The sequence below is a fragment of the Banduia mediterranea genome, assembly GCF_031846245.1.
In the GTDB taxonomy this organism is placed as follows: Bacteria; Pseudomonadota; Gammaproteobacteria; order Nevskiales; family Nevskiaceae; genus Banduia; species Banduia mediterranea.
Genome location: NZ_JAVRIC010000004.1, coordinates 119,751 through 134,254 on the forward strand (window position 1 = coordinate 119,751; position 14,504 = coordinate 134,254).

A 14,504-nucleotide genomic window follows, 5' to 3' on the forward strand; every position below is an offset into this window, starting at 1 on the left:
AACGACTAAAGTCTGCCGTCCCACCTAGCCCGTCTCGTCGAACAACCCTCGCTGCGGGGGGCCGCGGACTGCCGGACGCCGGGTGGCTTCGAGTGCCGACGCGTTCGCATTCAGCTGGGCCGAAAGCTGTGTTTTTCGACGTCCCTCATGAATCAGGAAATTGACCTGGAACAATTTTTTTGGATCTTCCGCAAAGTACAGTGGCTAAGCGGAGAGGGATGGACAGTCATGACGAAGCAACAACATCAGCGTAGGGGCTCGGTAGCAGTCTCCGGATATCATGGCCCGCCGCCGCTTTGGGCGCGGTGGTTGAGCGCCATCTGTCTGATCTGCGGCTTGCTGATCGGGCTCAAGCTGGGGGAGGTCGGGTCATGACGAAAGCTCAGACGGTCGAACCGGTCACCCTCCTGCGCGACATCATCCAGCAGGGACATGCCAATGACGATGCGGATGCGAACGCGGCCGCGCTGGCCACTGCCGATTCCGCCTCGGGCCGCCCCTCGGTGCGTACCGTATACGTGCAGATTGTCGAGCAGGATATCGTGTTTTTCGTAAATGCCCGCAGTGGCAAGGGGCGTCAGATCGAGTGGAACCCCTACGTCGGCCTGTGCTTTTTCTGGCGCTATATGCGCCGGCAGGTCATTGTGGAGGGCAGGATCGAGTTGCTCGATCCTGCTGCCGCTGATGCCTGCTGGCGCGATCGGCCGCGTGAAAGCCGACTTGCGGCACACGCCTCCCGGCAACACGCCCACACAGGCGATGAGCGAGCGATGAAGGCTCGCCTGCACGAAGAAAAGCAACGATTCAACTTCAGTAAAGTGGTCCGCCCCGAGCACTGGCTTGGGTACAAGCTGCTCCCCGAGCATTTTGAATTCTGGGAGACTGGCTGGGGCCGGCTGAGTTCGCGCCGTTCCTTCGAGCGCCAGCCCGACGGTACATGGGTTAGCTTGCGCCAGGATCCCTGACGGTCCACGATCGGTCGGTGCTCATCGCGACTGAATTGCTCTGGCTGGCGCTGGCGAAGAACAGGTCTCGATATCGATCCCGAACACCTGCTTGAGGCGCTGCGCCCAGGTCATCGTGGCGCGGCGTTCCGCTCTGGCGCGGACTCCTCCGGTTCCACAGTCCTGGCGTCTATGGGCGCGAAGAATGGCTGATCGGAAGGTCCGCGGCCCCGAAAATCCGCCTCAGAAGCGAACGTAATGGTCGAGCAGCAGCACCGTGAACAAGGCCATCAGGTAGACGATGGAATAGCCGAAGGTCTTCATCGGCAGGCCGGGGTACGGGGCGAACTTGAGCCTGATTGCATGGTAGAGGAATACGCCGCCGAGCAGCAGTGCGCCGACGAGATAGAGCAGCCCGGACATACCGGTGACGTAGGGCAGCAGCGTCACACCGATCAGCAACAGCGTGTACAGCAGCACCTGGGTGCGGGTGTATTCCACGCCATGCGTGACCGGCAGCATCGGAATACCGACCTTGGCGTATTCCTCGCGGCGTTCGATCGCCAGCGCCCAGAAGTGCGGCGGTGTCCACACGAAAATGATCAGAAACAGCAGTAGCGAATGCGGATCCAGGCTGCCGGTCACGGCCACCCAGCCGAGCACCGGCGGCGCGGCGCCGGCGGCGCCGCCGATGACGATGTTCTGCGGCGTGGCGCGTTTCAGGTAAAGCGTATAGACGCCGGCATAGCCGATCAGCGTAACCAGGGTCAGCCAGGCGGTCAGCGGATTGACCCAGCTGGCCAGAATCGCGAACCCGGCGACGCCGATGATGGTGGCGAACAGCGCCGATTCGGTCATCGTCAGCGTGCCGGTGACCAGCGGGCGGCCGCAGGTGCGCGCCATGCGCGCATCGACGTGGCGGTCCAGCATTTGATTGACCGCCGCGGCCGCCGCGGCCATCAGACCGATGCCGAGCGTGCCGAGCAGCAGCACATCCAGGGCCACCATGCCGGGCGTGGCCAGGAACATGCCGACGACCGCGGTGAACACGATCAGCATCACCACGCGCGGCTTGCACAGCTCGTAGTATTCGCGCAGCCGTGCGCGCGGCGTGATTCGATTGAGGGTGCTTGCGCCTGTATTCATGGGTTTTGTCTGCCCGCGTCCCGGGCGAAGAAGTTCAGCGCCACTGTGACCAGCAGCAGGATCGCGGCTCCGGCATTATGCGCCGTCGCCAGGCCCAGGGGCAGGTGCAGCATCACGATTCCGATACCGATCGTCAGTTGCAGCAGCACCGCCGCGAGTACCAGCGCACCGAGGCGGCGCCAGCGCCCGCTGCCGCGAAGCAGCAGAAACAGGGACAGCAGCGAAAACAGCAGCGCGACCACCACCGCGCCGACGCGATGGGTGAAATGGATGGTGACGCGCTGGCGGTTGTCGAGCACGCCGTATTCGTAGTTGATGCCGAGTCCGTGCCAGAGTGTGAAGGCGCCCTTGAGATCCAGTTCGGGCAGCATCTTGAGCTGACAGGTCGGGAAATCGGGGCAGGCCAGCGCCGCGTAGTTGGTGCTGGTCCAGCCGCCCAGAAAGATCTGGCAGGCGAGGACCACCAGGGCGACAGCCGCGAACGTCCTCAAGCCTTTCGGCGGGAGCGCATCTCCGGGTCCCGGGCCCCGGGCCCCCGGTCCCGGCCGTACAGACAGACGCAGCCACAGCAGCAGGGCCATGGTCGTCATGCCGCCGATGAGGTGCCCGGTGACGACCAGCGGCTTGAGCAGCCAGGTCACGGTCCACATGCCGAGCAGGCCCTGGAATATCACCAACGCAACCAGCACCAGTGGCAGCACGCGCGGGATACCCTGCTTGCGCCGCAACAGGCTGATCGCCGCCAACGCCACGATCAGCAAGCCAAGCGTGGAGGCGAAATAGCGATGGAGCATTTCCTTCCAGGCCTTGTGCGCCTCGACCGGACGGTCCGGGAAGCGCGCTTCGGCAGCCTGCACCTCGTGGTCGGCGTCCGGCACGGTGATGTGCCCGTAGCAGCCGGGCCAGTCCGGGCAACCCAGGCCGGCGTCGGAAAGGCGCACGAAGGCGCCCAACACCACCACGCAGAAGCACAGCAGCAGGGCCAGGCTGTTGATACGGCGAAACCAGATCATCTCTAAAGTTCGTACTCCGGCAACAGGCCTCAGCCCATTTGGGAAATGCGCAACAGATGCTTGAGGTCCTTCTGCAGGCCCTTGGGCTCCACGTCCTGCGGGTAGCTCATCATCCAGTTGCCGATCGGATCGAGCAGAAACAAGACATCGTCGCCGCGATCGGCGAAGAACGCGCGAAACTGCTCCAGCGGATCGGCGAGGATCACCAGATCGGGATGAAGCTCCGCCAGCTGCTCACGCATGCGCTCGGCCGCCACCGGTGTTTCGGCAATCAGAATGCGGCGCAGGCGCTCCTCATCCTTGTTCAGCGTGGTGCGAACCTGCCGCGTCAGATACAGACTCTCGGTGCAGGCCTCGTCGCAGCTTGCACCGGTGCGCTGCACCAGCGTCCAGCGACCATAGAACACTTCAAGATCGGCGGCCAGGCCGTTCGCGGTGGTCAGCGGCAGCTTGTCCGGCAGCGGACGCGCCGGCTCCACCAGAGTGCCGTAGTTGGTGGTGCCCTCGGGCCGCAGCCCCGGCAGGAAGAAGTAGAGCAGCAGGGCCGCGACCACCGGGGCTGCGAACAGGCCGACCAGCAGCAGGAACTGGCGACGACCGCGGGCTTGATCACTGGAGTCTTTCATGGCTTTCGTTTCAGGTTCAGGACCACAAACAGTCCAAACAGGGTGGCGCTGAACGTAAACCATTGCAGCGCGTAGCCGAGATGTCGCTCGGGTCCGATATCAACCACATTCCACTCGCGCCGAAAGCCGCCCTCGGCGCCCGGCGCCAGCCACAGCAGGCCATCGGCGAGCGGTGCGTCGAACAGGCAGCGCAGTTCCTCGAACCGCGGATATTGCACCACCGGCGTCGCGTTCGGCTCGCACAACCGGTTCTCTACGTGCAGCGCCGATTCCGGCAGCTCGCGCCAATATCCGCGGAGGCTCAGCGCCGAGCTCGGCACCGGCGCGGCCGGGCGCTCGTCGCGCGAACGCGGCGCGGCCAACCAACCGCGGTCGACCAGCACGATTCCGCTGCCGTCGTCGAGCGCCAGTGGCGTCCAGACGTGATAACCCGCCACGCCCTGATCCACCTGATTGTCGAGCCAAAGCTGTTGGTCCGGTAGGTAGTGTCCACTCACGGTCACCACCAAGGGGCGCGTAGCCGGCGGCGCCGGTGTATCGACCCGCAGAACCTGGGCCGGGCGATCAGCGAGCGTGCGATATTGCTCGATCATCGCCCGCTTCTCGTCGGCACGCCGCAGCTGCCAGAAACCCGCGGACAGCATGGCGACACATCCGAGCACCGTCGCGAGCACGATCCAGGCGCGCGGCCGAAAGCTCACGGCCATCGGCACGCCCCGGCACCGGAGCGAGTGCTGGGCTCCCGGGATAGAATGGACGGCTTTCCCGCCACCGGAAGCCCCATGCTGCCCAAGTTGATCATCATCGCGTTTCTGCTCGCGATCGTCGCGTCACTCGCTTCGGGGATGTTCTTCCTGATCCGCGACCCGAGTAACCGCAAGCGCACGGTCAACGCCTTGACGGTGCGGATCAGCCTGTCGCTGTTGCTGATCGCGTTTTTGGTGCTCGCGTACTTCATGGGCTGGATTCAGCCCCACGGCATCGTCGACTGAACCCAGCGCTCACGAGCCGGTACGGGCAGTCATCCGCCCTCCCGGTTCGTCGGAATGAGGCGTGGCTACAAAATATAGACGAAGACAAACAGTCCGACCCACACCACATCCACGAAATGCCAGTACCAGGCCACGCCTTCGAATCCGAAGTGCGAATCCGGTTTGAAGTGGCCTTTCATCAGGCGCAAGGTGATCACGATCAACATGAACGTGCCGAGCGTGACGTGCATGCCGTGGAAGCCGGTCAGCATGAAGAAGGTGGAACCGTAGATGCCGCTACCGAGCGTGAGGTTCAGTTCATGATAGGCGTGGATATACTCCTCGGCCTGGAAATACAGGAACGTGGCGCCGAGCGCGACCGTTGCCCACATGAAAATGATGCACTTGAGGCGCTTGGCATCCTTGAGCGCGTGATGTGCAATCGTGATCGTGACGCCTGAGGACAGCAACAACAGCGTGTTGATGAACGGCAGACCCCAGGCCGAGACCGTTTCGAAGTCGCCGCCGATCTCGCCGGGGCCGTTGGTCGGCCAGGTGTTCTCGAAGTCCGGCCACAACAGCAGGTTGGTCGACAGCTTTTCGCCGGCGCCGCCCAGCCACGGCAGCGCCATGTGGCGTGCGTAGAACAGCGCGCCGAAGAAGGCGGCAAAGAACATCACCTCGCTGAAGATGAACCAGCCCATGCCCCAGCGATAGGTCATGTCGACCTGGGCGCCATACTTGCCGGTCTCGCTCTCCGAGATGACATCCCGGAACCACATGAAGATGATCGCGACGGCAATCACCACACCGGCGATCAGCGGGATCGTCGTGAACGCCTTGCCTTCGAGCAGATGCGAAACGCCCAGCAGCGTGGCGGCCAGCCCTAACGTCAACAGAAACGGCCACACGCTGGGCGCGGGCACAAAATAGGGTTGCTTCGAATCAGTCGCGTGCGTCGCCATGGTCCAGTCCCGTTGTCGCGCTTGCGCGCGTTGCGTCATTCCAGTTTCTGCCGGATCGACGTCGATCCGGCAGCGGCGTTCCGGCCCTCAGCCCGAGGATCGGAGCGCCTGTGCGATGAAGATGCCGGCGTAGAACAGCAGCGCCAGTCCCAGCAGCAGCAGAGCCGTGCGGATATTGCGTCGGCGTTGTTGCTTGTCACCCATTACCACTCGATCGCTGTTCAAGTTCGCGTTCAGTGCGCGGCCTGGGTTTCGGCGTCGTCGATCTGCGGCGGCACCTCGAAGGTGTGGTACGGCGCCGGCGACGCCACGGTCCATTCCAGACCCTGTGCGCCTTCCCAGGCGCGCGCCTTGGCCTTCTCACCCTTGCGCGCCATGCAGCGCATGATGTTTCCGATGAACAGGAACTGCGCGAAGAAGAAACCGAACGCGCCGATCGTCGAAATCTGGTTGAAGTCGGTGAACTGCACCGCGTAGTCCGGGATACGGCGCGGCATGCCGGCCAGACCGACGAAGTGCTGCGGGAAGAACGTGACATTGATGAAGATCGCAGACAGCCAGAAATGCAGCTTGCCGAGCTTCTCGTTGTACATGTGTCCGGTCCACTTCGGGATCCAGTAGTAGATCGCCGCGATCACCGAGAACACCGCGCCCGGCACCAGCACGTAATGGAAATGCGCCACCACGAAATAGGTGTCGTGGTACTGGAAGTCCGCCGGCGCGATCGCCAGCATCAATCCGGAGAAGCCGCCGATGGTGAACAGGAACACGAAGGCCACCGCGAACAGCATGGGCGTCTCGAAGGTCATCGAGCCCTTCCACATCGTCGCGATCCAGTTGAACACCTTCACACCGGTGGGCACCGCGATCAGCATGGTGCTGAACATGAAGAACAGCTCGCCGGTCAGCGGCATGCCCACGGTGAACATGTGGTGCGCCCAGACGATGAACGACAGGAAGGCGATCGAGGCCGTGGCGTACACCATCGAGTCATAGCCGAACAGCGGCTTGCGCGCGAAGGTCGGGATGATCGTCGAAACCACGCCGAAGGCCGGCAGGATCAGGATGTAGACCTCGGGATGGCCGAAGAACCAGAAGATGTGCTGGAACATCACCGGGTCGCCGCCGCCGGCGGCGTCGAAGAAGGTGGTGCCGAAATACTTGTCGGTGAGCAGCATCGTCACCGCGCCGGCCAGAACCGGCATGGTCGCGATCAGCAGATAGGCGGTGATCAACCAGGTCCACACGAACAGCGGCATCTTCAGCAGGGTCATGCCCGGCGCACGCATGTTCAGGATCGTGACCACGACGTTGATCGCGCCGGTGATCGACGAAATGCCCATCAAGTGGATCGAGAAGATCAGCAGCGGAAATGCCGCGCCGGTCTGCAGCACCAGCGGCGGGTACATGGTCCAGCCGCCCGCAGGTGCACCGCCACCGATGAACAGGGTCGACAGCAGCAGCGCGAAGGCGAACGGCAGCAACCAGAAGCCCCAGTTGTTGACTCGCGGCAGCGCCAGATCGCCGGCACCGACCATCATCGGCACCATCCAGTTCGCCAGACCGGTGAACGCCGGCATCAGACCGCCGAAGATCATGACCAAGGCGTGCATGGTGGTCATGGAGTTGAAGAACTCGGGGTGCACGAACTGCAGACCCGGTTCGAACAGCTCGGCGCGGATCACCAGCGACATCAAGCCGCCGATGAAGAACATCAGCATGCTGAAGCACAGGTACAGCGTGCCCAGATCCTTGTGGTTGGTCGTCTTGACCCAGCGCATGAGCCCGGGGGGCGGACCGTGATGCTCGTGGTCGTGGTCGTGCGCGTGCGCGTGTTCGTGTGCCATGGCTTGGATACTCCTGAAGCTTTCGCTCCAAACGACTGAAAAGTTCCGACTCAGCGGGCCGCAGCAACCTGGGCCGGCTGAATCACACCGGCGTCGTTGCCCCATGAATTACGGGTATAGGTAATCGCCGCCGCGATGTCCTTGTCGGACAGATAGCCAAACGGCGGCATTGCATTCTTGCCCTCGAGCACCTGGGCAATCTGCGCATCGACAGGCCCGTTGACCACGGCACTGCCGTGCAACGACGGGAAGGTCGGCGGCAAACCGTTGCCGTCCGCCTGATGGCAGGCCGAGCAATTCGCCTGGTACGCGTTCCTGCCGGTTTCCATCAAGGCATCCCTGGACAGCTCGTCGCCGGCTGCGGCGGCCGGTGCTTCGGATTCCCCTGCGTCTGCATCTGCGTCCATATCGCCGGCCACGGCGGATTCAGTGGCTGCGGCCTCGGTCGCCGGGGCAGCGGTTTCGGCCGACTGCGCGGGGGCCTCATCGCCGCCCTTCTGCTTCGCCAGCCATTGCTCGTACTCGTCCTGCGGCAGCGCCTCGACCACGATCGGCATGAAGCCGTGATCCCGGCCGCAAAGTTCGGCGCACTGACCGCGATAGATGCCGGGCTCGTCGATCCGCGCCCACATCTCGTTGACGTAACCCGGAATCGCGTCTTTCTTCCATCCCAGAGCCGGCACCCACCAGGCGTGAATCACGTCCGCGGAGGTCATCTGGAAGCGGATCTTCTGGCCCACCGGCAGGACCAGCGGCTTGTCGACATTGAGCAGATAGTTCTCGACGCTGGCCGGATCGATGCCGGAATCGAGCTGACGCGCCGCGTTGGAAGCTTCGTCGAGGCGGCTGTAGAAACTTACGCCCTCGCCGACGTAGTCATAACCCCACAGCCATTGATAGCCGGTGATCTTGATGGTCATGTCCGAATTGCTGGTGTCGGACATCTTGACCAGCGTGCCGGTGGCCGGAATCGCCATGCCGATCAGCACCACGAACGGAAGCACCGTCCAGATGATCTCGACCAGCGTCGATTCGTGGAAGGTGGCGGGCTTGGGGTGGCGCGAGCGGCGATGCGCGAACACCGAATAGAACATCGCGCCGAACACGACCAGCCCGATCACGCAGCAGACGTAGAAGATCGTCATGTGCAGGGAGTGCACGCTGCGGCTGATTTCGGTCACACCGACCGGCATGTTCCACTTGGCTTGCGCCGCCGCCGGAGTCTCGGCCCAGGCCGGCACACTGGCAGCCAAGCTGGCGAGCATGAGGCCCGCAACCGTCATCAGCTTCTTCAACAGCATTTCGCCCGTCTCCAACATTTAAGTTTCGGCCGACACCGTGCCGGCAGCCTCGGCGGAGCAGTGCTCCCAACCGGAACGTAGCAATTCCTTCAAGCGCTTCTGCAGCGCCACTTTTTCCTCTTCGATCAGGCAACGCCCAATCTCGATGCGTTGCGGTCCACTGCTCAGCAGCAGACGGCGCGACTCGTTCGCGGTGGCCCCCGGTTCCAGCAAGGCCCTCGTCGAACTGCGTGGCAGATCACAAACCGACTGCACACCGCGCCCCAACATGCCGAGTTCCACGCGCAGACGGTCATTCTCGAATCGCAATACTTCGCGATAGGCGTTTCGACGAATGCTGATCCACAACGCAGCCCCGAGCCCCGCCAGTTCCAGCCCGGCCCACGCCAATACCGGCCAAAAGCCCCGCCAAGCCAAAAATCCGGCGATACCCAGACTCACCGCGCTGATTCCGGCCATGACGCACACCGCCTGAGGACCACTCAACGAGGCGTTGGGGCCAATCACCAGACGGGTTCGTGCGGGAATGGTGGAGTCCACTTCGCTCGGAGGGTCAGGATAAAGCCTGCGGATTGTAGTGCACCGGGGATTGCATGCGCAAAGCCAAGGCGACCGTTCTGTGGCCGATCAGCGCCTTGACGCCGGAACTTCCAGCGATTGCAGCGTTGACTCTATGAAATGATCCGCGGCCTCGGCGGGCGTCGACAGCGCCGGCAGCGTCGCCAACAACGGCGCCTGAAGCCGGCGCCGCAAACTTTCGACGATGTCCGCCTCTCGATCCGCCGGCGGCGGCAGACCGTTCGCGACCCAGCCCACACAGCGGGTTTGGGCAGCGATCGATTGCGCGCTCAACAAGGCGTGATTGATGCAGCCCAGGCGGATACCCACCACCATCAGCACCGGCCAGGCATTCGCGCCGATCCAGTCGGCAAAGGTCCAGCTCTCGCCCAGCGGCACTTGCCAGCCCCCGGCGCCCTCGACGATCACCAGATCGTGCGTTTCACGCAGCGCGGCAACACCTTGCGTCAGGCGCGCGCGATCGATGTGAACATCGTCGTCGGCGGCGGCAAGATGCGGCGCGATCGGGTCGGCAAAGGCGTAGGGATTGATTCGCGCATATGGCAATTGGGTTCCGGACGCCGCCATCAGTGCCAGCGCATCCTCGTTGCGCAAGCCCTCGGACGTGGCTTCGCTGCCGCTGGCCACCGGCTTGTAGCCGACGACGCTCAGCCCCCGGGAGCACGCGTGCTGAATCAGGGCGCAGGCGGCGAAGGTCTTGCCCACGCCGGTGTCGGTTCCGGTGACCGCGATGACGTGTCCGAGCGGCATCTCAGGCCGGCTCGGACTCGGAACCCAAGGCCTCCCAGACCTCGCCGAGCGCATTGAGCAAACCGTCGATCTGCGCCGGTCGATGCGCAGCGGACAAGGTGATGCGCAGACGCGAGGTGCCGCGCGGTACCGTCGGCGGGCGAATCGCCGCGACCCAGTAACCACGCTCGAACAGGCCGCGGCTCATCGCAAGGGTCCGCGCCTCATCGCCCGTCAGCAGCGGCTGGATCGCGGTGCTGGACATTTCTCCGGCCTGCTGCCCCAGCGGAAGTCCGCAGCGCCGGGCACCGTCGACGAACTGCCGGATATTGGCGTGCAGACGCTGGCGATGCCCGGGCTCCTCGCGCGCGATCCGCAAACCGGCATGCGCGGCCGCAGCGACAGCGGGTGGCGGCGCCGTGGAAAAGATCCAGCTGCGTGCGCGTTGCACCAGATACTCGATCAGATCCTCGTCACCGGCGACGAAGGCGCCGGCGGCGCCGATCGCCTTGCCGAGCGTGGCCACATAGATGTCGGGAATCGAATCCGAAGACATTTCGACGGCGCCGCGCCCGTGCTCGCCGAGTACACCGAATCCATGTGCGTCGTCGATCATCAGCGGCGCACCGAATCGCCGGCCCAGGCGGCGCAGGGCCGGTAGCTCGGCGATATCGCCATCCATGCTGAACAGGCTGTCGCTGACGATCAGTGACAGCGTGCCGCCCGGGGCGGCCGCCAGATCACCCAGCGTGGCTTCGTACGCGGCCAGATTGCGATGCGGAACGCGTCGATAGTCGGCGCCGGACAGACGGCCGCCGTCGATCAACGAAGCGTGATTCAGTTCGTCCGCGACGATGGCATCACCGCAGCGCAGCAGGCCGCGCAGCACACCCAGATTGGCCGCCCAGCCGCTCGAAAACAGCAAGGCGCGCGGACGACCGGTGAAATCCGCCAGGGCTTCTTCCAGCGCGCGGTGTTCCGCGTTGTATCCGGAGATCAGCGCCGAGCCGCCGCTGCCGACGCCGGCATGGTCCAGCGCGCGCTTCGCCGCCACCGCCAGGCGCGGATCGCCCGCGAGGCCGAGGTAGTCGTTGCTGCAGAAATTGATGCAGCGGCGACCATCGACCACGATATCCGCGCCGTGATTCCCGTCGATGACGCGACGCACCCGGTACAGATCGGCCGCGCGTATCCGCCGCAGTTCGGCGTCCAGGCGCGTCGACAGCGCATTGCGCACTGAGGACCGCGCCTCGGCGACATTCACCCGCAGTGGCCCTCGGCCGCAGCGGACACCTCCGCCTTGGGCGTGCAGTGCGCTTCGGCACGGCCTTCGGCCTCGATGCCGAGGCGGGCGAACAATGCACGATCGCGGAGGTTCTGCGGGTTCTCGGTGGTCAGCAGACGATCGCCATAGAAGATCGAATTGGCGCCCGCGAGGAAACACAGCGCCTGCAACTGATCGTTCATCTCGGTGCGGCCTGCGGACAGGCGCACATAGGCGCGCGGCATGATCACGCGCGCCACGGCGATGGTGCGCACGAACTCGAACGGGTCCAGCGGCTCGCCACCGGCCAGTGGCGTGCCCGGCACCTGCACCAGGTTATTGATCGGCACGCTTTCGGGGTGGGCCGGCAGATTGGCCAGGGTCAGCATCAGTTCCACGCGATCCTCGCGCGATTCACCCATGCCGACGATGCCGCCGCAACAGGTCTTGAGCCCGGCATCGCGCACATTGGACAGGGTATCCAGCCGGTCCGCATAGGTCCGCGTGCTGATGATGTCCTTGTAGTAGCGCTCCGAGGTATCGAGATTGTGGTTGTAGTAGTCCAGCCCGGCATCGGCCAGGCGCTGCGCCTGCTGCGGCTTGAGCATGCCCAGCGTGACACAGGACTCCAGCCCCAGTTCCTTGACGCCGCGCACCATCGCCTCGACCTTGTCGAGATCGCGCTCCTTCGGCGAACGCCAGGCGGCACCCATGCAGAACCGGGTCGCGCCATTGGCCTTGGCCTCGCGCGCGGCTTCCAGCACCGCGTCGACCTCCATCAACGCCTCCTTCTGCAAACCCGTCTCGAAGCGCACCGACTGCGGGCAATAGGCGCAATCTTCGGGGCAGGCGCCGGTCTTGATCGACAGCAGGGTGGAAAGCTGCACCGCGTTCGGATCGAAATGTTCGCGATGCACGGTCTGCGCACGAAACATCAGATCGGAGAACGGCAGATCGAACAGCGCGGCGACTTCGGCACTGGACCAGTCGTGACGGATTTCGTTGGCGGACATCGTAGGTTTCCTGTGGTGGCTGGCTGGCGGCGGTCACGCGCGGCAGAATGCGATCAGTGTCGGCAGCAGATGGGAGACTGTCAACTTATGAAGTGCCTTCTGGTTGACGGCTGGCGACGACTCAGCGCACCGGCCTGCCGCTTGTGTGCGGCCAGCGGGGCTGGCCCACTGTGCACGGCCTGCGTCGAAAGCCTGCCGTGGAACGATTGCGCCTGCGAACGCTGCGCGCAGCCCCTGTCGACGATGCAGCGGCTGTGCGCCCGTTGCCAGCGTCGCGCCCCGCCATACGACCACGCGGGGGCCAGCTTCCGACTCGAAGCACCGATACAGCAGATGATCTACGGCCTGAAGTCGCACGCGCGTCTCGACAACGCCGAGCTGCTGGCGCAATTGATGACAAGTGCGCACCCGGCCTTCGTTGACGAACATTGCCTGCTCGTCCCGGTGCCGCTGTTTCGGCATCGCTTGCGTCGACGCGGCTACAACCAGGCGCTGGAGCTGGCGCGGCGCCTGGCACGACGGCTGCAACTGCGCTGCGACGGTCTGGCGGTGACTCAGGTTCGTGCCAGCCGCGACCTGACCCGACTCGACCGCCCTGCGCGCCGCCGCGAGGTTCGTGGCGCCTACACCGTCGATCCGGCGCGGGTTCGGGGCCAGGCGCTGGTGCTGGTCGACGATGTGATGACCACCGGCGCCACGGTCGAGTCCATCAGCCGCCTGTGCCGACAGGCCGGAGCGGCCAGCATCTCGGTGTGGACGGCCGCGCGCACGCCCTGATCTCCACCGTTCACGGCACGGCGAGGGCACGGCGCGCTTGTCAGGCCGGCACCACACCGGTTCAATGCGTCTTTGCATATCTCGTGAACTCGATGACCTCGACGGCGCTGATCGAAAACGATGCCGTGGTGCTCGGCCTGCTGGCCGTGACCCTGGGCGCGGTCTTCTGGACCTCGCAGAGCCCACATCCCTGGCTGCGCGCGTTCTACAAATATGTGCCGGCCCTGCTGCTGTGCTACTTCATCCCAGCGGTCTACAACACCGTGGGCCTCATCGACGGCGAGGCCTCGCAGCTTTACTTCATCAGCTCGCGCTACCTGCTGCCGGCGACGCTGGTGCTGTTGACGCTGTCCATCGATCTTCCGTCGGTGGCACGCCTGGGGCCCAAGGCCGTCACCATGTTCCTGACCGGCACCGTCGGCGTGGTCATCGGCGGCCCGATCGCGATCCTGATCTGGCAACTGTTCTCGCCGGACACCGTGGATGGCGACACCTGGCGCGGCATGACCGCGATCGCCGGCAGCTGGATCGGCGGCGGCGCCAATCAGGCGGCGATGAAGGAAGTCTTCGACGTCGACAACAATCTGTTCGGAACCATGGTCGCGGTCGACATCATCGTCGCCAATCTGTGGATGGCGGTACTGCTATGGATGGCTGCCAATGCCGAACGTCTCGACGCCCGGCGCGGCGCGGACACTTCGGGCATCACCGCCCTCCGGCAGCGCATCGAAAGCTTTCAGGCCGAAAACGCACGCATCGCCAGCCTGCCGGAGCTGATGTTCATCATGGCAGCGGCCTTCGGCTGCACCGGTGCGGCACATGCGATCGGCGCGCCGATCGCCGCCTGGTTCTCGCAGTTCCGGTGGGCGGCGCGTCTGTCCTTCGACAGCAGCTTCTTCTGGATCGTGGTGCTGGCCACCAGCTTCGGCCTGATGCTGTCTTTCACGCGCGTGAAGCGACTCGAAGGCGCCGGCGCTTCGAAGATCGGATCGGCGATGCTCTACATCCTGATCGCCAGCATCGGCATGCACATGAACCTCGGCGCGATTCTCAGCGACCCCAAGCTGTTCGGCGTGGGCCTGAGCTGGATCGCGATACACGCCGGCCTGTTGTTGCTGGTCGGCCGCCTGATCCGCGCACCGGTGTTCTATCTGGCCGTGGGCAGCCAGGCCAACATCGGCGGCGCCGCCAGCGCACCGGTGGTGGCCAGCGCGTTCCATCCGGCGCTGGCGCCGGTCGGCGTGCTGCTGGCGGTCTTCGGCTATGCGCTCGGGACCTACGCGGCCTGGGCCTGCGGCCAGCTGATGCGGCTTGCCGCCGGATAGTTCG

The 14,504-nt window shown here is 64.6% G+C and carries 15 protein-coding genes; 4 read left to right on the forward strand and 11 right to left on the reverse strand.

Features of this window, described 5'->3' with window-relative positions:
• Nucleotides 1-371 precede the first annotated feature (371 nt).
• Nucleotides 372-965 (forward strand): pyridoxine/pyridoxamine 5'-phosphate oxidase, encoded by a 594-nt coding sequence (locus RM530_RS04300; RefSeq protein WP_311363978.1) that lies wholly within the window; start codon nucleotides 372-374, stop codon nucleotides 963-965.
• Nucleotides 966-1,187: 222 nt separating this feature from the next.
• Here RM530_RS04300 and cyoE read toward each other — a convergent pair whose 3' ends face one another.
• Genes cyoE through RM530_RS04320 form a run of 4 tightly spaced genes read right to left on the reverse strand, consistent with a single transcriptional unit; the run spans nucleotide 1,188 to nucleotide 4,430 of the window.
• Nucleotides 1,188-2,090: a heme o synthase gene (gene cyoE / locus RM530_RS04305; protein ID WP_311363979.1), complete on the reverse strand. Its 903-nt coding sequence runs from the start codon at nucleotides 2,088-2,090 to the stop codon at nucleotides 1,188-1,190.
• On the reverse strand, nucleotides 2,087-3,103 hold the full coding sequence (locus tag RM530_RS04310; protein ID WP_311363980.1) for a COX15/CtaA family protein: 1,017 nt from the start codon (nucleotides 3,101-3,103) through the stop codon (nucleotides 2,087-2,089). Before RM530_RS04310 ends, cyoE begins: the two co-directional genes overlap by 4 nt.
• 29 nt (nucleotides 3,104-3,132) lie before the next feature.
• The gene (locus RM530_RS04315; protein WP_311363981.1) at nucleotides 3,133-3,729 is read right to left on the reverse strand and encodes an SCO family protein; all 597 of its coding nucleotides are present in this window, start codon (nucleotides 3,727-3,729) and stop codon (nucleotides 3,133-3,135) included.
• Nucleotides 3,726-4,430 carry an SURF1 family protein gene (locus RM530_RS04320; protein ID WP_311363982.1) on the reverse strand — a complete coding sequence of 235 codons (705 nt, stop codon included), beginning with the start codon at nucleotides 4,428-4,430 and terminating at the stop codon, nucleotides 3,726-3,728. The genes RM530_RS04315 and RM530_RS04320 overlap by 4 nt, the downstream gene beginning before the upstream one ends.
• Nucleotides 4,431-4,511: 81 nt before the next feature.
• Here RM530_RS04320 and RM530_RS04325 point away from each other — a divergent pair, with 81 nt between their 5' ends.
• Nucleotides 4,512-4,721 (forward strand): twin transmembrane helix small protein, encoded by a 210-nt coding sequence (locus RM530_RS04325; RefSeq protein WP_311363983.1) that lies wholly within the window; start codon nucleotides 4,512-4,514, stop codon nucleotides 4,719-4,721.
• 65 nt (nucleotides 4,722-4,786) lie between these two features.
• On the opposite strand, the gene RM530_RS04330 is transcribed toward RM530_RS04325, so the two are convergent.
• The 7 genes from RM530_RS04330 to bioB all read right to left on the reverse strand — a co-directional run bounded on the left by RM530_RS04330 (nucleotide 4,787) and on the right by bioB (nucleotide 12,398).
• On the reverse strand, nucleotides 4,787-5,665 hold the full coding sequence (locus RM530_RS04330) for a cytochrome c oxidase subunit 3 (protein ID WP_311363984.1): 879 nt from the start codon (nucleotides 5,663-5,665) through the stop codon (nucleotides 4,787-4,789).
• Between the two features lie 233 nt (nucleotides 5,666-5,898).
• Nucleotides 5,899-7,512: a cytochrome c oxidase subunit I gene (ctaD, locus tag RM530_RS04335; protein WP_349256169.1), complete on the reverse strand. Its 1,614-nt coding sequence runs from the start codon at nucleotides 7,510-7,512 to the stop codon at nucleotides 5,899-5,901.
• A gap of 50 nt (nucleotides 7,513-7,562) precedes the next feature.
• Nucleotides 7,563-8,831, reverse strand: coding sequence for a cytochrome c oxidase subunit II (gene coxB / locus RM530_RS04340; RefSeq protein ID WP_311363985.1), 1,269 nt, complete (start codon nucleotides 8,829-8,831; stop codon nucleotides 7,563-7,565).
• Nucleotides 8,832-9,353, reverse strand: a complete 522-nt coding sequence (locus RM530_RS04345; protein ID WP_311363986.1) for a DUF2244 domain-containing protein — start codon at nucleotides 9,351-9,353, stop codon at nucleotides 8,832-8,834.
• A gap of 87 nt (nucleotides 9,354-9,440) precedes the next feature.
• Nucleotides 9,441-10,142 carry a dethiobiotin synthase gene (bioD, locus tag RM530_RS04350; protein WP_311363987.1) on the reverse strand — a complete coding sequence of 234 codons (702 nt, stop codon included), beginning with the start codon at nucleotides 10,140-10,142 and terminating at the stop codon, nucleotides 9,441-9,443.
• 1 nt (nucleotide 10,143) lies between these two features.
• Entirely contained in the window at nucleotides 10,144-11,358 is a 1,215-nt protein-coding gene (locus tag RM530_RS04355) for an aminotransferase class I/II-fold pyridoxal phosphate-dependent enzyme (protein ID WP_311363988.1), read from the reverse strand.
• Nucleotides 11,359-11,381: 23 nt separating this feature from the next.
• Nucleotides 11,382-12,398 carry a biotin synthase BioB gene (gene bioB / locus RM530_RS04360; protein WP_311363989.1) on the reverse strand — a complete coding sequence of 339 codons (1,017 nt, stop codon included), beginning with the start codon at nucleotides 12,396-12,398 and terminating at the stop codon, nucleotides 11,382-11,384.
• Nucleotides 12,399-12,485: 87 nt separating this feature from the next.
• On the opposite strand from bioB, the gene RM530_RS04365 reads away from it, so the two are divergent.
• Both RM530_RS04365 and RM530_RS04370 read left to right on the forward strand, forming a co-directional pair.
• On the forward strand, nucleotides 12,486-13,175 hold the full coding sequence (locus RM530_RS04365) for a ComF family protein (RefSeq protein WP_311363990.1): 690 nt from the start codon (nucleotides 12,486-12,488) through the stop codon (nucleotides 13,173-13,175).
• Between the two features lie 92 nt (nucleotides 13,176-13,267).
• Complete coding sequence (locus RM530_RS04370; RefSeq protein ID WP_311364055.1) at nucleotides 13,268-14,500, forward strand: DUF819 family protein; 1,233 nt, start codon at nucleotides 13,268-13,270, stop codon at nucleotides 14,498-14,500.
• Nucleotides 14,501-14,504: the final 4 nt, after the last annotated feature.